Annotated in this window: 16 protein-coding genes; 10 read left to right on the top strand and 6 right to left on the bottom strand. The window is 69.8% G+C overall.

The features are described 5' to 3' along the window. Window positions 1–13: 13 nt before the first annotated feature. The 4 genes from INT49_RS15300 (at window position 14) to INT49_RS15285 (ending at window position 6386) form a co-directional block, all read left to right on the top strand. Window positions 14–934: a sugar ABC transporter permease gene (locus tag INT49_RS15300; protein WP_193118618.1), complete on the top strand. Its 921-nt coding sequence runs from the start codon at window positions 14–16 to the stop codon at window positions 932–934. Between the two features lie 10 nt (window positions 935–944). After that, on the top strand, window positions 945–3161 hold the full coding sequence (locus tag INT49_RS15295; protein ID WP_193118617.1) for a glycoside hydrolase family 13 protein: 2217 nt from the start codon (window positions 945–947) through the stop codon (window positions 3159–3161). Between the two features lie 139 nt (window positions 3162–3300). Beyond that, window positions 3301–5022 carry a glycoside hydrolase family 13 protein gene (locus tag INT49_RS15290; RefSeq protein ID WP_193118616.1) on the top strand — a complete coding sequence of 574 codons (1722 nt, stop codon included), beginning with the start codon at window positions 3301–3303 and terminating at the stop codon, window positions 5020–5022. Window positions 5023–5090: 68 nt separating this feature from the next. Continuing rightward, window positions 5091–6386, top strand: a complete 1296-nt coding sequence (locus tag INT49_RS15285) for a carboxylate--amine ligase (protein ID WP_226850667.1) — start codon at window positions 5091–5093, stop codon at window positions 6384–6386. Between the two features lie 57 nt (window positions 6387–6443). Here the strand turns inward: INT49_RS15285 and cuyB are convergent, their stop codons facing one another. After that, entirely contained in the window at window positions 6444–7247 is an 804-nt protein-coding gene (gene cuyB / locus INT49_RS15280) for a cysteate racemase (RefSeq protein ID WP_193118615.1), read from the bottom strand. Further along, window positions 7244–8584 carry a carboxylate--amine ligase gene (locus INT49_RS15275; RefSeq protein WP_193118614.1) on the bottom strand — a complete coding sequence of 447 codons (1341 nt, stop codon included), beginning with the start codon at window positions 8582–8584 and terminating at the stop codon, window positions 7244–7246. The genes cuyB and INT49_RS15275 overlap by 4 nt, the downstream gene beginning before the upstream one ends. A 70-nt stretch (window positions 8585–8654) precedes the next feature. Between INT49_RS15275 and INT49_RS15270 the strand changes: the two genes are divergently transcribed. The 4 genes from INT49_RS15270 to INT49_RS15255 all read left to right on the top strand — a co-directional run bounded on the left by INT49_RS15270 (window position 8655) and on the right by INT49_RS15255 (window position 12887). Then, the gene (locus tag INT49_RS15270; protein WP_193118613.1) at window positions 8655–9152 is read left to right on the top strand and encodes a YbhB/YbcL family Raf kinase inhibitor-like protein; all 498 of its coding nucleotides are present in this window, start codon (window positions 8655–8657) and stop codon (window positions 9150–9152) included. 198 nt (window positions 9153–9350) lie between these two features. Beyond that, the gene (locus tag INT49_RS15265; RefSeq protein ID WP_319021649.1) at window positions 9351–10706 is read left to right on the top strand and encodes a glycosyltransferase family 4 protein; all 1356 of its coding nucleotides are present in this window, start codon (window positions 9351–9353) and stop codon (window positions 10704–10706) included. Continuing rightward, a complete protein-coding gene (locus tag INT49_RS15260) occupies window positions 10703–11476 on the top strand; it encodes a TVP38/TMEM64 family protein (protein ID WP_319021648.1) in 774 nt (257 codons plus the stop codon). Before INT49_RS15265 ends, INT49_RS15260 begins: the two co-directional genes overlap by 4 nt. A 103-nt stretch (window positions 11477–11579) precedes the next feature. Beyond that, window positions 11580–12887, top strand: a complete 1308-nt coding sequence (locus INT49_RS15255) for a glycosyltransferase (RefSeq protein WP_193118612.1) — start codon at window positions 11580–11582, stop codon at window positions 12885–12887. On the opposite strand, the gene INT49_RS15250 is transcribed toward INT49_RS15255, so the two are convergent. The 4 genes from INT49_RS15250 to dnaK all read right to left on the bottom strand — a co-directional run bounded on the left by INT49_RS15250 (window position 12805) and on the right by dnaK (window position 17113). Next, window positions 12805–13242 (bottom strand): heat shock protein transcriptional repressor HspR, encoded by a 438-nt coding sequence (locus INT49_RS15250; protein ID WP_193118611.1) that lies wholly within the window; start codon window positions 13240–13242, stop codon window positions 12805–12807. The two genes, INT49_RS15255 and INT49_RS15250, sit on opposite strands and share 83 nt — an antisense overlap. A gap of 164 nt (window positions 13243–13406) precedes the next feature. Next, window positions 13407–14432, bottom strand: coding sequence for a DnaJ C-terminal domain-containing protein (locus INT49_RS15245; RefSeq protein ID WP_193118610.1), 1026 nt, complete (start codon window positions 14430–14432; stop codon window positions 13407–13409). 129 nt (window positions 14433–14561) lie between these two features. Then, a complete protein-coding gene (locus INT49_RS15240) occupies window positions 14562–15251 on the bottom strand; it encodes a nucleotide exchange factor GrpE (RefSeq protein ID WP_193118609.1) in 690 nt (229 codons plus the stop codon). Next, window positions 15251–17113, bottom strand: coding sequence for a molecular chaperone DnaK (gene dnaK / locus INT49_RS15235; protein ID WP_193118608.1), 1863 nt, complete (start codon window positions 17111–17113; stop codon window positions 15251–15253). The genes INT49_RS15240 and dnaK overlap by 1 nt, the downstream gene beginning before the upstream one ends. Window positions 17114–17417: 304 nt before the next feature. On the opposite strand from dnaK, the gene INT49_RS15230 reads away from it, so the two are divergent. Both INT49_RS15230 and INT49_RS15225 read left to right on the top strand, forming a co-directional pair. Next, window positions 17418–18155, top strand: coding sequence for a TnsA-like heteromeric transposase endonuclease subunit (locus INT49_RS15230; RefSeq protein WP_193118607.1), 738 nt, complete (start codon window positions 17418–17420; stop codon window positions 18153–18155). Further along, window positions 18152–18673 carry a hypothetical protein gene (locus INT49_RS15225; protein WP_193118606.1) on the top strand — a complete coding sequence of 174 codons (522 nt, stop codon included), beginning with the start codon at window positions 18152–18154 and terminating at the stop codon, window positions 18671–18673. The genes INT49_RS15230 and INT49_RS15225 overlap by 4 nt, the downstream gene beginning before the upstream one ends. Window positions 18674–18720: the final 47 nt, after the last annotated feature.

Below are 18720 nucleotides of genomic sequence, written 5' to 3'. Positions count from 1 at the left end.
GAGGGGACCTGCGATGAGCACCTCCACCACACCCCGCCTCCCCGTCGCGCCCGGCACCTCTGTCGCCGTCCCGCGCCGGATGTCCCCCCGCCGATGGATGGCCGAGATCGGCTGGCGCCATCTGATCGGCCTCGCGGCCATGGCCTTCGCCGTCTTCCCGATCCTGTTCGTGGTCTCCGCCTCGCTGAACCCGCTGGGGACCGTGTCCTCCTCGGGGCTGCTGCCCAAGGCGTTCAGCCTGGTCCACTACGAGGCGCTGATCAGCGGATCCCGCGGCCCGTTCCTGCAGTGGTACCTCAACACCCTCGTCGTGTGCGGCGTGGTCGCCGTGACCCAGGTGTTCCTGTCCACGCTCGCGGCCTATGTGTTCAGCCGCTTCCGCTTCGCGGGCCGTCGGATCGGTCTGCTGTCCCTGCTGCTGGTAATGATGTTCCCGGCCATCCTCGCGATGATCGCCGTGTACACGATGATCTCGGACCTCGGGCAGGTCGTCCCTGTCCTGGGGCTGAACTCCCTTCCGGGCTACATCGTGGTGCTCCTCGGCGGCTCGCTGGGACAGGTCTGGCTGATCAAGGGTTTCTTCGACACCGTGCCCAAGGAGCTCGACGAGGCCGCGATCATCGACGGCTGCAGCCACTGGCAGGTCTTCACGAAGATCCTGCTGCCCACGCTCACCCCGATCCTCGCCACCACCGTGCTGCTCGCCCTGGTGGGTGTGCTCAGCGAGTTCCTGCTCGGCTCGATCTTCCTGACCGCCGACGACAAGAAGACGCTCGCGGTGGGCCTGTACGGCCTGCTCCAGGGGGACCGGTCGAACAACCTGGGCGTCTTCGCCGCCGGGTCCGTGATGATCATGATCCCGGTGATCATCCTGTACCAGTTCCTCCAGCGCTACATCGTCGGCGGCTCCACCGCCGGCGCCGTGAAGGGGTGATCCCCTCTCCATGACGTCCCCTCGCCACCCTGATCCCGCCGGGTCCGTCGGCCCCGCAGCGTCCGTCGGCCCCGCAGGTTCCGTCGGCCCCGACGACTCCGGGGTGCCGCTGCCCGAGCAGCCCCACCACGACGGCGGACCGCTCCACGTCCCGGTCCGGCCCCGCCGGATCGGGGACGAGATCCTGCTGCGGGTGTGGGTGCCGGACTCCTATCCGGTCGCCGACCTCGCTCTGCGCACGGTGGCCGACGGGGAGATCCGCACCGCGCAGCTCTCCCTTGCCGCGCGGGAGGCGACCGGCGCCTGGTGGGAGACGACGCTGAGGGTCGTCAACCCCGTGGTGGTCTATCGCTTCTGCGTGCTCGCCGCGGACGGCGCCGTCACCGCGTCGGGCGCTCCCGCCCCCTCCTATGCCTGGCTCACCGCGGCCGGGCTGGTGCCCTGGGACGTGTCCGACGCGACCGACTTCCGGCTCGTCGCCCAGGAGACCGCCCCGGGCTGGGTGGACGATGCGATCGTCTACCAAGTCTTCCCCGATCGCTTCTCCCGCAGCGCCGCGATGCCGGTGGATGGTCACGGCCGTCCTGCTCCGGAGCACCTCCCGGAGTGGGCGATCCCGATGGCCTGGGAGGACGAGCCCGCGGTGCAGGGAGTCGTCACCGGGCAGCAGTTCTACGGCGGCGACCTCGACGGGGTGATCGACCGGCTGGACCACATCGCCTCCCTCGGCGCGGACACCGTCTATCTCACCCCCGTGTTCCCGGCGGGGTCGGTGCACCGCTACGACGCCTCGACCTTCGACGCCGTGGATCCGCTGCTGGGCGGGGACGAGGCCCTGGTCCGGCTCTCCGCGGCGCTCCATGGCCGCGGGATGCGACTCGTGCTGGACCTGACCACGAACCACACCGGCGACACCCACGAATGGTTCCGCGCCGCCCAGGCCGATCCGGACTCCCCCGAAGCCGGCTTCTACCTCTTCGACGAGCACCCTGAGCAGTACGCCTGCTGGCTCGACGTACCGACCCTGCCCAAGCTCGACCAGCGCAGCGAGGTGCTCCGCGAGCGGCTCACCCGCGGGGCGCGCAGCGTCGTCGGCAGATACCTCGCCGGCCCCGTCCTCGCCGACGGCTGGCGGATCGACGTGGCGAACATGACCGGCCGCCACGGAGAGGTGGACCTCACCCACGAGGTGGCGCGGGAGATCCGCTCCACCCAGCGCGAGGTCGCCGCCGTGACCGGCCGGGACACCTGGCTGATCGCCGAGCACGGCCACGACGCCACCGGCGATCTCGCGGGCGACGGCTGGCACGGCACCATGAACTACGCGGGCTTCACCCGCCCCCTGTGGGCGTGGCTCGCCAACCCGGGCAGCGAGCTCAACTGGCTCGGCCTGCCCATGACGCTGCCTCGCCTGAGCGGCACCGCCATCTCCCGCACCCTGCGCGACTACAACGCGCAGCTGTCCTGGGAAGCGCGCAGCCATTCCCAGAACCAGCTCTCGAGCCACGACACGCCGCGCACCCGCACGGTCGTCGGCTCCCGGGGCCGACAGCTCACGGCGATCGCCGCCCTCGCGTCCCTGCCCGGGGTCCCGACCCTCTTCGCCGGGGACGAGCTGGGGGCCGTCGGCACCACCGGCGAGCATTCCCGCACGCCGATGCCGTGGCCCGCGATCGACGAGACCGACGGTGAGAGCGGGGCCGACGGTGAGGGCGGGGCCGACGGTGAGGGCGGGGCCGACAGCGAGCGCGTCGACCTCGCGATCCTCGCGGCGACCCGCGCCCTGCTGGGTCTGCGCCGGCGTGAGGCGGCCCTGCGCCGCGGTGGCCTGCGCTGGTTGCACATCGGCACCGACGCCCTGATCTTCGCCCGGACCCACCCGGAGGGGGATGTGATCGTGCATCTCGCGCGGGACGCCCATGCGGAGCTCACGCTCGACCTCGCCGCTCTCCCGGGCGTGCCGGTCGATCCTGCTGGCTCTGCCGGCTCCGTCGGACCTGCTGGCGCTGCCGGACCGGCTCACGCAGCTGGACCGGCTGGCACTGCTGGACCGGCTCACGCTGCCGGACCGGCTGATGCTGTCTGCCCTGCCGAGACGCTCCACCACGAAGGCGGCGCCCGCGCCCGTCTGCTGGGACGCTCCCTGATTTTCTCTGCCACGGGTGCCGGTGCGACGCTGGTAAAGATCGCCCGCGCCGCCTCTGACGTCCATCACCCCTGGCACTGACTGCCCCTGAACCTCGCCGCCCCTGGCACTGACTGCCCCTGAACCCCGCCGCACCCCACCTCGGAGCGCCTGCCTCCGCAGCGCCCACACGGGGCACGGCAGCCCGAAGCACCCGTACACCACCCTCGGAAGGACCTGCATGACCTCCCCGATCTCGACCTCCGCCCCCAGCGCGACCACCTCCTCGACCGGTAAGGCGGTGACCGCCCAGTGGTGGCGCGACGCCGTCGTCTACCAGGTGTATCCCCGCTCCTTCGCCGACGCGGACGGCGACGGCATGGGCGACCTCCCCGGAGTCACCGCGCACCTCCCCTACCTGCGCGACCTCGGCGTCGATGCGATCTGGCTCTCGCCCTTCTACACCTCCCCGCAGCACGACGGCGGCTACGACGTCGCCGACTACACCGACGTCGACCCCCGCTTCGGTTCCCTGGCCGACGCCGACGAGATGATGGCCCGCGCCCATGAGCTGGGCCTGAAGGTCATCGTCGACATCGTGCCCAACCACTCCTCGAGCGAGCACGTGCTCTTCCAGGAGGCGCTGGCCGCCGCCCCCGGCTCCCCCGAACGGGACCTGTACATGTTCGCCGAGGGCCGGGGCGTAAGCGGCGAGCTGCCCCCGAACAACTGGACCTCGATCTTCCACGGCCCCGCCTGGACCCGGATCACCGAGGCGGACGGCACACCCGGCCAGTGGTACCTGCACATCTTCGACACCAGCCAGCCCGACTGGAACTGGAAGAACCCGCGCGTGCACGAGCTCATGCAGGACGTGCTGCGGTTCTGGCTGGACCGCGGGGCCGACGGCTTCCGGGTGGACGTCGCCCACGGCATGGTCAAGCCCGAGGGCCTGCCGGACGCGACCGTGAATGCCGAAGGTCTGATCGACATCCCCGAGGGCGAGGTGCCCGTCTACTTCGACAACGACGGCGTGCTGGACATCTACCGCGAGTGGCGCCCGATCCTCGACTCCTACGAGGGTGACCGGATGATGGTGCTCGAGGCGTGGATCCCGGAGCACCGCCTGCCGCTGTACATCGGCGACGAGAAGGCGCACCAGTCCTTCAACTTCGGCTTCCTCCAGGCCCGCTGGGGCGTGGAGACGATGCGCGCCGCGATCGAGAAGCCACTCGCCCTCGCCGATGCGGTGGGCTCACCCACCACCTGGGTGCTCTCGAACCACGACGTGATCCGCCACGCCTCCCGCTACGGCTTCGCCCCGGACCACCGCTTCGGCGAGGGCCTGGCCCGCGATGAGGTGCCCGATGCCGAGCTGGGACTGCGTCGAGCCCGTGCCGCGACCCTGCTCATGCTCTCCCTCCCCGGTTCCGCCTACCTGTACCAGGGCGAGGAGCTGGGGCTGCCGGAGGTGAGCGACATCCCCGATGAGCTGCGCGAGGACCCCGCGCATCTGCGTGCCGGTGTGCCCGGTCGCGACGGCTGCCGCGTGCCACTGCCGTGGGTCCAGGATGCCCCGGCCTACGGGTTCTCCTCGACCGGCGAGAGCTGGCTTCCGCAGCCCGCGGAGTTCGGTCCGCTCGCGGTCGACCAGCAGCTCGGGGTGGATGGCTCCGTGCTGGAGATGTACCGCTCGGCGCTGCACCTGCGCCGGAAGCTGCAGCTGGGGGTCCAGAGCGAGGCCGCCGGCGTGGTCTTCGCGCAGACGGCGCCCGACGGGGTGCTGGTCCTCGATCGCGGTGATCTCCGGGTCGTCGTCAACACGACGTCCGCCCCGGTCCCGCTGGCCGAGGTCACCGATGACCAGGGCTACGAGGTGCTGCTGCGCTCGGTTCCCACCGGCCCTGACGGTGCGGAGCAGGTCGCCGCGGACAGCGCCCTCTGGATGCGCCTGACGCGCTGACGCAGAGCCGGCGCCGACACGGTCGGCGTCGGCCTCCGGGGGTGGTTCTCGCCATTAGGATGGTCGATATGTCAGCACCTGAGACGCCCTCTCCCCGTCCCACCGCGTCCGACCTCGGGCCGTCGTCGAGCTCGGAGAGCTTCGACCTGGTCCTGCTGGGGTCCGGGCTCGGCGTCTACACCCTCGCCCGCGCCTTCCACGAGGAGTACGGCGTGGTGGCGACGGTGCTCACGAAGGTGGGCATCGAGCCGATGCGCCGCTCGGTCACCTGCGAGGTCATCGAGCTCGGAGGCTCCGCGAGCGACGAGGACCTGGTCGCCGCCGCCGTCGAGCTCGCGCGCGAGCGCGGCGGGGTGCGGCCCCAGCTGCTGCTGGCCAATGCTGATTCCCTGGTGCAGCTGATGAGCGATCATCGCGAGCAGCTGGAGCCGCACTTCGTCATGCCGATCCTCGAGGCCGATGTGCTCGAGCGCCTCTCGGACAAGGCGGAGTTCGCCCGGCTGTGCACCGATCACGGGGTGGCGACCCCGCGCACGGAGGTCATCGATCTGGGGACGCCCCGGGACGCGGACTGGCAGCCCCCGCGCACCGAGCTGCCCTTCCCCGTGGTGATGAAGGCGGCCCGCACCGCGGACATGGCCGGGGTGCGCTTCGAGGGCAAGAAGAAGGTGTGGTTCCTCGAGACCCCGCAGGAGCTGGACGATCTGGTGCGGGCGATCGCTGCGGCCGGGTACGCCGGTCGCCTCGTCGTCCAGGAGCTGATCCCCGGCGACGACACCGCCGAGGGCTCGATCACCGCCTACACCGATGCCGCCGGGCGGGTGACGCTCCTGTGCTCGGCCCGGGTGCTGCTGGGCGAGCACACGCCCGACGCGCTGGGCCGACCCGCCGCGATGATCACCCTCCCCTTCGACGACGCCCTCGACCAGGCGCGCCGTCTGCTCGAGGCGACGGGCTACCGGGGCTACGCGAACTTCGACGTGAAGCGCGATCCCCGCGACGGGACCTGGAAGTTCTTCGAGGTGAACCCGCGCATCGGGCGCAACAACTTCTACGTCTCCAGTGCGGGGGCGAACGTGTCCCGCTTCGTGGTGGCCGACGCGATCGAGCACCGCCTTCTCGAACCGGTCACCGAGTTCGACGAGATCCTCTACTCCCTGGTCCCGATGCCGCTGCTGATGCGCTACCTGCGCGATCCGGCGCTGAAGCGCTGGGTGCGCACCGTCGCCCGGCGCGGGGTGCGCAATCCGTGGACCTATCCCGCAGACGGCAGCTGGGCGCGCCGCTACGCACGGATCGTCGGGCTGAACCACGTGCGCAAGTTCCTGCGCCATTATCCGCGGCCGACGGATTCGGGCTTCTGATCCGCGCTTCTCCACCAGTCCGCGCTTCTCCACCAGTCGCCGCGGGGCGCCGACGAGTCACCGGAAGAGCTCGGTGAGCTCCTTGCCGGCCTGCCGCACCGTGATCCGGGCGAGCTCGGTCAGGGAGTCGACCAGGCGGGCATCGCCGCGATATCCGTGCTGGTCGTAGACGACGGACAGCTCGGTGCAGCCGAGCACGGCGACGCCGGCCCCCTGCGCGAGCACCCGCTCGATGCAGGATTCGAAGAGGTCCAGGTCCACCGGCATCCCGGCTTTGACCTGCCCGTAGATGAGGTGGTTGATGTCCTCCTGCACCGCATGGTCGGGGACCAGAGGCGTGCCGCCGTGGGCGAGGATCGCCTCCTGGTACACCCGAGCGTGGATGTTGCCCTCGGTCGCGAACACCGCGATGGGCGCCGTGCCCGCTCTCTCGACAGCGGCCTGAGCGGTGGTCTCGACGATGCTCAGCAGAGGGATCGTCGTGGCCGATTCCACCTGGCGTGCGTAGTGATGGGCCGTGTTGCACGGCAGGACGAGCATGTCCACCCCGGCGCGCTGGAGCATGACGGCATCGCGGAGGATCACGGGTCCGGGATCGGTGGCGTCGGGGTCGAGGATCGCCGCGGTCCGATCCGGGGTCGAGGAGTGCTGGGAGACCAGCAGGTCCACGTGCTCCTGGTCGCTGCGGGCCACGGTGGCGCGGATCAGCACGTCCAGGAACACCGAGGTGGCCGCGGGCCCGAGACCGCCCAGGACCCCGACGACCGGGCCGGGCCAGGTGGTCGGGTCGAGCCGACCGCCGAGCTCGTCCTCGGCGGCGCCATGCGCCGTCCCGCCGGCGGCCGGCTCCGTGCCGTTCACGCCCGCTCCCCCGGCGCCGTCCGGGGGCGGCGGCGCAACAGACGGCTGAACCGGTCACCGCCCTCGGGTCGGTAGTAGCGCTGGAACTTGAGCACCGAGTTCAGCCCGGCGGCCAGGACGTACCGCCGCCGGGAGAGGGAGTCGTCCACACCGGGATAGTGCAGGGGATTGCCCACCCGGGCTCGCAGCGCCCGGCGCAGCCGGGCCTTGGCCTCGGGGAGGGTGGTGTACCGCTTCACCAGGGAGATCGGGACGACGGCGTAGAGCACCTCGGGCTGATCCTGGAGGATGCCGTCCTCCCCGACCCCGGAGCCTGGCCCATGCTCGGGGAGGGCGTGCCGCAGATGCTCGTCGACGTACCAGGTCACGGGGTTGTGACCACCGGCGGTCACGTAGTAGTTCGAACGCCCCAGGCGGGGATTGAGCTCGAAGAATCTGGTGCGGCCGTCGCGGCGGTCGTACTTGAGGTCGAAGTTGGCGTAGCCGGTCCAGCCGAGCCGCTCGCACAGACGCTGCGCCTGGGCCACCATCTCCCGGTCGACCCCGGTGATGATCGCCGCCGGGTTCCCGATCGCGCCCGGTGCATGCTCCTCCAGCAGCGTGTGGCCGTAGGAGGCGAAGCGGACACGGGAATCGGCGTCGCAGTAGACGGTGAGGATCCGCATGTACTGGTCATCCCCGGGGATGCGGTCCTGGACGATGATCGACTCGCGGTACCCGGCCCCGCGGATGGCGGTCAGCAGCGCCCGCAGGTCCTCGGGCGAGTCGACGGTGTGGACCTTGTTCTTCCCCGGGAAGTCGATGCGCTTCCATTCGGAGACCTCGGCCGGCTTGGCGATCACCGGGAACTCGAAGGGCACCTCGAGATCGCCGGGGACCTCCTGGGCGAGATCGACCACCACCGTGCCCGGGTGGTCCACCTCGAGATCCTGGCAGAGCTTCGTGAAGTTCTGCTTCTCGGTGGCGGCGGCGAAGGTCTCCAGGTCGACGTACGGGGCGATGTACCGAGGATCCAGGCCGATCTCGTCGCGGATCCGGATGATGGGCTTGACGGTCGCGTCGGCCGATCCGAGCAACAGGAGGGGTCGGCCCGGATGCGCATCGGCGACCTCCTGCAGCACGGGGGCCAGCGTCTCCGGATCGAACGGGTCCTGGCACTGCACGTTGTCGATGAGGGAGGAGGTCCCCACGACCCAGCCCGCCAGGCGGGAGATCGCCACGGTGCGGACCCCGTACGCCTCATGGAAGGCGCGCGCGAGGGAATAGGCACCGATGTCCCCACCGACGACGACAGGCGTGAATTCGACGACGGGCGCGTCAGTGGCGTTCTCAGGCATGCCCGCAGTCTAGCGACGCCCGTCCACGCACCTCCTCGACACTCTCCGACGAGGTGCCTACGCTGGAGGGATGGATCACACGACACCGGAAATCCCCTCCTTCACCCTTCTCTCGAGCACCACGCCCGACGGCACCGAGGTGGCACCCCAGCAGCTGGTGGAAGGCCTCGGCGGCGAGAACCTCTCCCCCGATCTCCAGTGGTCCGGTGCCCCGGAGGGCACCCGGTCCTTCGCGGTCACCTGCTTCGACCCGGACGCCCCCACCGGATCGGGCTTCTGGCACTGGGTCGCCTGGGACATCCCGGCCGATGTCGGCTCCCTGCCCCTCGGCGTCCCGCGCGACAGCTCGAGCCTGCGTCAGGCGCACAACGACTTCGGCACTCAGGGATACGACGGGCCGGAGCCGCCCGCCGGTCCGCCCCACCGCTACGTCTTCTCCGTGCACGCCCTGCCCGTCGAGTCGCTCGAGGTGGATCCGGAGAGCCCGCACATCGGCGCACGCTTCGCGATCTTCAGCCAACAGCTGGCATCCGCCTCGCTGACAGCTCACTATCAGGTGACGGACTGACGCACAAGGGGGGAAGACTCCGCGACACCTCGGGCGCGCCCCGTCGTGCCTGGACAGGGTCGGTCGTAGTCTCGATTCATGACGTTGATGAGAGTCCGCTCCGTACAGGCTGATAAAAGATCAGACCTGGGTCTGACCCCGTTCATCCGCTCGGGGGACGCGATGTCGTCGACGGAGTGCGAACCTCGAGGGGTGAATGTGATCAGCAGCAGCCACCGCCCCCGGACCGTCGCGCAATGGCCCCCGACGGCCTCGTCCTCCGGTGGGCATTCCGCCGATCGGCCCCTGCGCGTGCTGCTGACCACCGACTGGTGGGAACCCATCGTCAACGGGGTGGTCGCCTCGGTCACGACCCTGCGTCGCGAGCTCATCGCGCTGGGCTGCGACGTCCGGGTGCTGACCCTCTCCCCTGGGCTGCGGACCCGCAGCGAGCACGGTGTGTACCGCATCGGCTCGGTCTCGGCCTCGATGCTCTACGACCATGCCCGCATCGGGATGCCGGGCGGTCGCCGGGTGCTGCGCGAGATCATGCGCTGGCGCCCCGACATCGTCCACTCGCAGTGCGAGTTCTCCACCCATGTGTGGGCCCGACGCATCGCCCGCACCCTCAGGGTCCCGCTGGTGCACACGTACCACACCATCTACGAGGACTACACGCACTACTACTCCCCCAGCCGCACCGTCGGCCGGAAGGTCGTCTCGACCTTCTCCCGCCGGCTGCTCTCGGGAACCGACGCGGTCATCGCCCCGACGCCGAAGGTCGCGGATCTCCTGCACGGCTACGGGGTGCTCGAGCCCGTCCACGTGGTTCCCACCGGTCTGGATCTGCAGCGTTTCCGCCCCGCCCTCACCCCGGCGGAGCGGAAGGACGCCGCCGAGCTGCGGCGCGGTCTCGGCATCACCGCTCAGCAGAAGGTGCTGATCTCGGTGTGCCGCCTGGCGAAGGAGAAGAACCTCGACGAGGTGCTCGACTGGGTCGCCGCCGCGGACCGCGAGGATACCGTGCTGGTGCTGGTCGGCGACGGCCCGTACCGCGCGGAGCTCGCGGCGCGCGCCGCCGAGCTGGGCATCACCGATCGCGTCGTCTTCACCGGAGTGGTCGAGCCGGCGGAGGTGCAGCGCTGGTACCGCATCGGCGACGTCTTCGTCAGCGCCTCCCGCAGCGAGACCCAGGGGCTGACGTTCATCGAGGCCCTCGCCTGCGGGCTCCCGCTGCTGTGCCGCCGGGACCCGTCGATCGAGAGCGTCGTGCTCGATGGCCGCACCGGCTGGAAGATCGACGAGACGGCGGAGTTCACGCAGCGTCTCGACAGCCTCCTGGACGACCCGGAGCTGCACGAGGCGATGTCGCAGGCGGCCGTCGTCCATGCGGCGGCCACCTGCGGCGCGGGAGATTTCGGCCGCTCCGTCCTCGGCGTCTATGAGCAGACCCTGGACTCCCAGCATTCCCTGCAGGCTCTGCAGTCGCCGCAGGAGATCCCGTCGCTGCAGGAGATGCCGTCGCTGCAGAGCGCCGACGAGCGCGATCGTGTCCTGCACGAGGTGCTCGCGTGAGCACCACGACGCAGCCGATGCAGCTGACGCCCCTGGCGCCGACCATCAGCACGCTCACCGGCCGCTCGACCACCACCGATCGCGCACCGGCCCGGACACCTGCCACAGCCGCTGCGGCGGCGTCTGCTGCGGCGTCTGACGGAGCAGCTGCTACTGCGACGGCAGGAGCCAGGACCGGGGCGTCGACGCGCGATCCGGTGCGCATCGCCGCCCGGCTCTCCCCGCTGCTGGGACTCGGGATCAGCATCGCCCTGGTCTGGTGGGGCCTGCAGACCGGCGTCCTGCAGTCGCTCGAGAACCTCCAGGCGTTCATCACCTCGCTCGGCGCGTGGGGGCCGGTCGCCTTCCTGATCGCCTCGACGGCCTCGGTCATCTTCCCGATCGTGCCCGGCGGACTGCTGGTCATCGCCGGTCCCGTCCTGTTCGGACCGGTCGAGGGGACGGTCTACAACTTCGTCGCCGTCAGCACGGGCTCGCTGCTGAACTTCCTGATCGCCCGGCACGTGGGGCTCGCCCTCATCGAACGGATCTTCCCGGCCAAGACGGTGGAGAAGTTCCTGGGCTGGACCCGCAGCAATCACTTCACCCGGGCCTTCGCCCTCGCGATCGCCCTGCCCGTCGCCCCTGACGACCTGCTCTGCTATATCGCCGGGACCACCCGGATGAGGTGGCGCACGTTCGTCCTGATCATCCTGCTGTGCAAGCCGTGGGCGCTGATCGCCTACGGGCTCGGGGTGAGCGCCCTCATCCTGCGATACCTGCCCTGGTGACGAGGCCGGACGAACCGCCCCGCTGCACTTCCCCGGCGAACAGCCCCGGTGAACAACCCCGGTGAACAGCCTTGCTGAACAGCCCCGGTGAACGGAGACCTACATGTTCAAGAAGACATCCGCTGAGGCCCGTCGGCCCCGCCGCGACGTGCCTGCTGACCGCTCCCGCCCCGCAGGCCAGGGGCCGTCGGCCCGAAGGCCGCTGCGCGTGCTGATGCCGCGCGGCCTCGCCGGTCTCGCCGCGCAGTCCGGCATCGGCGCCGCCATCCGGCATCAGGAGAAGGCAGTGCGCTCACTGGGCCACGAGGTGGTCACCAACCCGTTGCGGCCCTTCGACGTGGTGCACCTGAACACCCCGTTCCCGGACACCCCGCTGCTCGCGCACTGGGCGCGGCTGCGCCGTCGGCCCGCGCTGGTGTGGGCGCACTCCACGGAGGACGACTTCCGCGATTCGTTCCCGGGCGCCAACACGCTCGCTCCGACGTTCCGCCGCTGGATCGCCCACCTCTACCGCCGCGGTGACGCGGTCGTGACCCCCAGCGAGTACTCCCGCGACCTGATCTCGGCGCCGAAGTACGGGATCTCCGCCCCGATCCACGTGCTCTCCAACGGTGTGGACACCAGCTTCTTCCGTCCTGATCCCGGGGCCCGCGGCAGGCTGCGGGAACAGCTCGGGCTCGACGCCGACGCGAAGGTGGTCGTCAGCGTGGGGATGCAGCTGGTGCGCAAGGGCATCGTGGACTGGGTGGAGGTGGCCCGGGCGATGCCCGAGGTGACCTTCGTCTGGTACGGCCGCACCGACGAGCGCATGCTCACCGCGGAGGTGCGCCGGGCCCTGGCCGCGGCGCCTGCGAACGCCCGCTTCCCCGGTTACATCACGGCCGTGGAGCTGCGCGAGGCGTACTGCGGGGCCGATGCCTTCTGCTTCCTCACCAAGGAGGAGACCGAGGGGATCGTGCTGTGGGAGGCGCTCGCCTGCGAGACTCCGACCCTGGTCCGGGCGATCCCCATCTACCGCGACCGGATGCCCGATGGCGTGCTCACGCACCAGGTGGCCGGCGAGGGTCCCGGCTTCGCGGCGGACGTCGTCGCACGCCTGAGCGCGCTTCTGGACGGCGAGCTCACGGATCTGACCGCCGCCGGGCGCAGCGCCGCGGAGGAGGTCGACATCCACCGGGTCGCGCAGAAGCTCCAGGAGATCTACCGGCTCACCGGCGTCCAGCCCCATGGTCGCGACGCAGCGTTCCGCGAGGCAGAGGCGCGAAGCACAGAGGCGCGAAGTACAAAGACCCGCAGTTCAAGGTCCCGCGGGGCCGACGGCTCAGAGCTCACCGCCGGCGCTGCGGACGCCACAGCACCAGTGCACCCCCGCCACGGCGCTGCGGACGCTCGCCTCGACGCAGCGCACTGATCTCGCCGTCCCTGTCGGCGGAGAAGACGCGCCGCTGGGTGGGGGTCATCGACTCCAGCGTTTCCCGCACCGCCTCGAGCTGGTCGGCGAGGATCCCGACCTCGTCCTGCAGCTCGAGGATCCGCTTGATCCCGGCGAGGTTGATGCCCTGGTCCTGGGAGAGGCGCTGGATCTCGCGGAGCTTGGCGACGTCGCGCGCGCTGTAGCGGCGCCCGCGTCCGCGGGTGCGCTGCGGGGAGACCAGCCCGATCCTGTCGTACTGGCGCAGGGTCTGCGGGTGCTTGCCGGACAGCTCCGCGGCGACGGAGATCACGAACACGGGGGCGCGCTCATCGATCCGCTGCGGGCTTGCCATGCCTGATGCTCCTTCCGGGGGAACGGGCGGGTGCTGCTCCTGGTGCTTGTCCTACTGTGCCAGTCGGGCCGACGCCGCGGGGCACGACCCGGCCGGAACGACCAGCCGGCACCGTCGGGCGATCAGCGCGCGCCGTCGAGAGATACGCGCGCGGCGTCCAGCGATCAGCGTGCAGCGGCCTCGGCGAGACCCGCACGCGGGTCCTCGTCGGCCAATGCCTCGCGCAGATCCTCGACGGCCTGCTTGGCCTTGCCCTCGACGTGCGCGGGCACGGCGACCTGCACGGTGACCAGGAGGTCGCCGGTGGTCTTCTTGGTGACGATGCCCTTCTTGCGCACGCGCAGCGTGCGGCCGGAAGGGGTGCCGGGGGCGACCTTCACGCCGACGGTGCCGCCCTCGAGCAGGGGCACGCTGAGCGTGGTGCCGAGCACGGCCTCGTCGAAGCTGATCGGGACGGTCAGGCGCAGGTTCGTGCCGTCACTGCTCCAGAGGGGGTGCTCCTCGACGTCGAGGGTCAGGAGCAGATCGCCGGCCTTCGCAGAGCCCGGACCGGGCCTGCCCTTGCCGCGCAGGCGGATCTTCTGCCCGTCGTGCACGCCGGCGGGGATACGGGTGGTGACGTTCTTCCCGTCCACGCTCAGGCGCACGTCGGTGCCCAGCGCAGCGTCGCGGAAGCTGATGCGCGTGCGGGCGGAGACGTCCTGGCCCTTCGCGGGGGCCCCGCCGGGATTGCCCTGGAAGCCTGCCGGCCCGCCGCCGAAGCCGCCGCCCTGGCCGCCGAACATCCGCATGATGTCGTCGAGGTCGGGATTCCCGCCGCCGCCGGGCGCGGCGCGGCCCCCACCGGGGAAGCCGCCGCCCTGGCCGCCGAACATCGAGGAGAAGACGTCCTCGAAGCCGGCACCGCCTGCGCCGCCGGGGCCGCCCTGGCCTGCGGAGAAGCGAGCGCCGCCGGATCCCATCGCCCGGATCGCGTCGTACTGCTCGCGCTGCTCGGGGTCGTTGAGCACCGAGTACGCCTCGCCGATCCCCTTGAACCGCTCTTCGGCCTTGGCGTCATCGGGGTGGTGATCGGGATGGTACTTCCGGGCCTGCGTGCGATAGGCCTTCTTGATCTCCTGCGCGCTCGCATCCTTCGAGACGCCGAGGACCGCGTAGAAGTCCTTGTCGAGCCAGTCCTGCTGGGACATATGCGTCTCCTTCCGGGAGCGTCGGGATAAGTCTGGTGACAGTCAATGGGGGGTGTGGGAGAGGCGGGGCCCGCCAGCCGGGTTCCGGCCGGCAAGCCCCGCGCCTCCCAGGGGGTGCTGATCCGAGGATCAGGCGGGGCCGCGGGTCCCCACCCGGGCCGGGCGCAGCACCCGGTCGTTCATCGAGTATCCCGGCTGGATGACCAGCGAGATGACAGCGGTCTCGACGTCGTCCGCGTCCTCGTGCATGAGGGCCTCGTGGAGGTTCGGGTCGAACTCCTCCCCGACGGCGCCGAAGCGCGTCAGACCGTGCGACCCGAGGATCTCCTCGAGCTTCTGGGCGATCGAGTGGAACGGGGTGCCCTCGGCGATGTCGCCGTGCTGGCGGCCCAGCTCCACATCGTCCAGGACCGGGATGAGCGCGCCGAGGATGCGGCCCACGGCCGCCTCCCTGCTCACCTCGGCCGAGGCCTCGATGCGCCGACGCGAGTTGACGTACTCCGCCTGCTCGCGCTTGAGCTGCTCGGAGAGCTCGGTGACCCGGCCCTCCAGCTCGGCGACGCGTCCGGCATCGGCCGGGGCCGAGGCACCGGACTCGCTGCCCTGGCCGTCCTCGGCCGCCTGCTCGTAGAGCTTCGCGGCCTCGACGTCGATCGGGTCGACGGGCTCGGAGGAGCCCTGGCCCTCGGCGGCCGGGGTGTCCCCGGAGGGACGGACGGTGCCGTCCTCCGGGTTCACCTTCCGCTTGTCGGTGAAGGAGAACCTGGGCTCGCCCTCGGGCCGCTGCGGGTCCTCAGGAGTGCTCCTGTCCTCGGTCATCACTTCTTCTCCTCGTCCTCGTCCACGATCTCGGCGTCGACGACGTCCTCATCATCCGAGGACGACGCGCTCTCGCCGGAGTCGCCCTCGGCACCCTCAGCGCCCTCGGCCTGCGAGTAGATCGCGGTGCCGACGACCTGCAGGGCCTCGTTGAGGGTGTCGCGCTTGGCCTCGAGGTCCTCGGTGGAGGTCTCCTCGCTGGCCAGCGCTTCCTTGGCCTCCTTGATGGCGTCCTCGGACTTGGTCTTGTCCTCGTCCGAGATCTTCTCGGCGTTGTCCTTGAGCAGCTTCTCGCCCTGGTAGACGAGCTGCTCGAGGGTGTTGCGGGCGTCGGCGTTCTTGCGGCGCTCCTCATCCTCGGAGGCGTGCGCCTCGGCGTCCTTCACCATGCGGTCGATGTCCTCGTCGGACAGGGCCGAGCCGCCGGTGATCTGGATGGACTGCTCGTTGCCGGTGCCGCGATCCTTGGCGGTCACGTGGACGATGCCGTTGGAGTCGATGTCGAAGGTGACCTCGACCTGCGGGATGCCACGGGGCGCCGGGGCGATGCCGGTGAGCTCGAAGGTGCCCAGCAGCTTGTTGTCCCGGGTGAACTGACGCTCGCCCTGGAACACCTGGATCGCCACGGAGGGCTGGTTGTCCTCAGCGGTGGAGAACACCTCGGAGGTCTTGGTGGGGATGGCCGCGTTGCGCTCGATGAGCTTGGTCATCACGCCGCCCTTGGTCTCGATGCCCAGGGAGAGCGGGGTGACGTCCATGAGCAGGACGTCCTTGCGCTCGCCCTTGATGACGGCTGCCTGCAGCGCGGCACCCACGGCGACGACCTCATCGGGGTTGACGCTCTTGTTGGGCTCCTTGCCACCGGTCAGGGACTTCACGACCTCGGTGACCGAGGGCATGCGGGTCGAGCCGCCCACGAGGACCACGTGGTCGATGTCGGAGACCTTGATCCCGGCATCCTTGATGACCTGGTGGAAGGGAGCCTTGGTGCGCTCGAGCAGATCCGAGGTCATGTCCTCGAACTGGGCACGGGTGAGCTTCTCGTCCAGGTGCAGCGGGCCGTTCTCGGTCATCGACAGGTACTGCAGCGAGATCGAGGTGGAGGTCGAGGAGCTGAGCTCCTTCTTCGCCTGCTCGGCGGCCTCCTTGAGGCGCTGCAGGGCGATGCGGTCCTTGGAGAGGTCCACACCCTCCTTGTTCTTGACCTGGCTGGTCAGCCAGTCGACGATCTTCTGGTCCCAGTCGTCGCCGCCGAGGCGGTTGTCGCCCGCGGTGGCCTGGACCTGGATGGTCGAGCCCTCCTCGTCCTTGCTCACCTCGAGCAGGGAGACGTCGAAGGTGCCGCCGCCGAGGTCGAAGACCAGGATCTGCTCGTCGTCCTTGCCCTTCTCCAGGCCGTAGGCGAGAGCCGCAGCGGTGGGCTCGTTGATGATGCGCAGGACGTTGAGGCCCGCGATGGTGCCGGCGTCCTTGGTGGCCTGACGCTCGGAGTCCGAGAAGTAGGCGGGGACGGTGATGACCGCGTCGGTCACGGCCTCGCCCAGGTAGGACTCGGCGTCCTTCTTGAGCTTGCCGAGGGTGCGCGCGGAGATCTCCTGCGCGGTGTACTTCTTGTCGTCGATCTCCTGGCTCCAGTCGGTGCCCATGTGGCGCTTGACGGAGGCGATGGTGCGATCGACGTTGGTGACGGCCTGACGCTTGGCGACCTCGCCGACGAGGACCTCGCCCTGCTTGGAGAAGGCCACGACCGACGGGGTGGTACGGGCGCCCTCGGCATTCGCGATGACCGTGGGCTGGCCGCCTTCGAGGACGGCGACGGCGGAGTTGGTGGTACCGAGGTCGATTCCGACGACACGGGACATGGGTGCCTGCCTTTCTGCGACGGATGCGCCGCAACGGGTTCATGCGCTGCCGACCACTGCGGCCGACGGCAAGAGTTGAGCTGTACGGACTCAAGTAGAGAACCCGTCGCGATCGTTGTCAATCCGAGAAGTCCAAACTTGAGTACACCTCACTCAACCTTGAGCCTGGCGGGTTCATTCCCGAGGGGCGGATCTGTGACGGAGGGCACATGTGTAGGTTCTCGGCAAGTTGGCAGTAATCTCATCGATCTGTCAGTGGCGTGTCAGTGGTCTCATCGATCTGTCAGTAGACGACGATGGAGACGTGGGCGCGAGCGGGACTACCCTGCGGTACTGCACAGTCGCCGGCGACGAGGTCGCGACGACGTGGGAGCAAGCACGTGCCGATCTGATCATCGAAGGACTTCCCGTACGCGTACCGCCCACCTACCGGGGCCAGCGGAGCTACCCGGGATTGTTCTGGGCCGCTACCAACGATCGGACCCTGGTCTACGAGAGCCTGCTCGAGCTGGATCGGCTCTGGCTGGCGGATTTCGATCCCGCCAACGTGGGCATCTGTACACAGCCGTTTCAGGTCGCGGGGCGCGACGGTGGTGGCCTCCGTGCGCACGTGCCTGATCTGCTGCTCGTCCACTCGGATCGCTCGGTCACGGTGGTCGACGTCAAGCCCGCTGTGTTCCTCGAAAAGCCACGGGTTCGAGCTCAGTTCGAGTGGACGCGGGCACTATGCCGCGGCAAGGGCTGGGCCTACGAGGTCTTCACCGGCGGTGACCCCATCGTGCTCCGCAATCTGAAGCTCCTCGCAGTCGGCCGCCGTCCCGGCCGGCTGCCCAACGGAGACCTCGCCAACGCGCGGGCAAGGTTGCGCGAAGAAGGGGTCACGCTGGGCAAGGTCCTTGCTCGTAAGCCGTTTACCTGCGATGAAGCAGCATGGCGGGTCGCCGTCTTTGCGCTCGTGTGGTCCGGCGCGGTCACGATCGACCTCCGCCGCCCATTGGACAGCGAGACGATCCTCCATGCGACGGCGGAGGTGAAGGTGTGAGCGCTGAGAACCTGGATACATCGGTCGGGGCGCGGCTCTGGCACGAGGGTGCCGCCTGGACCGTGGTCGAGCTCGACGGGTCGAATGCTCTGCTTCGCGCTGGAGACCAATTCAAGAAGGTCCACACATCCTCGCTGGTCGGTACCGCCGAATCACTTGATCTTCCCACCGTTCAGGACGCCCGGGCCGAGTTGGACGCCGTCGTGCTCGCTTCCTTGAGCAACAAGCAACTCGATGGCGTCTACCGGGAGGCGAAGGTGTTCGACGAGCTGGTCCTCGCGACCTCCCAGACTCCCGTCAACGACAGGTACGAAGCCGCAGCCGACGTGCTCGGGATCTCGGTACGTACGGCCTACCGCCGCGGCCTGCGTTACTCTGAACAGGGACTCGTCGGGCTCGTCGACACCCGCCTCCTGCAACTGCATCGACCGACAGTCGACCCGGAATGGGACTCGGCATGCCGGGAGGCACTCGACAGCTACGGGACTGCCGCGCGGATAGGTGACATCTTGACCTGACCTATGGCTCGGTTTCCAGTTGACGTCGCTAGTCGATGGTCTTCATG

It is taken from the genome of Brachybacterium tyrofermentans, from assembly GCF_014897585.1.
In the GTDB taxonomy this organism is placed as follows: domain Bacteria; phylum Actinomycetota; class Actinomycetes; order Actinomycetales; family Dermabacteraceae; genus Brachybacterium; species Brachybacterium tyrofermentans.
This window is presented reverse-complemented; position numbering and strand designations above follow the sequence as displayed.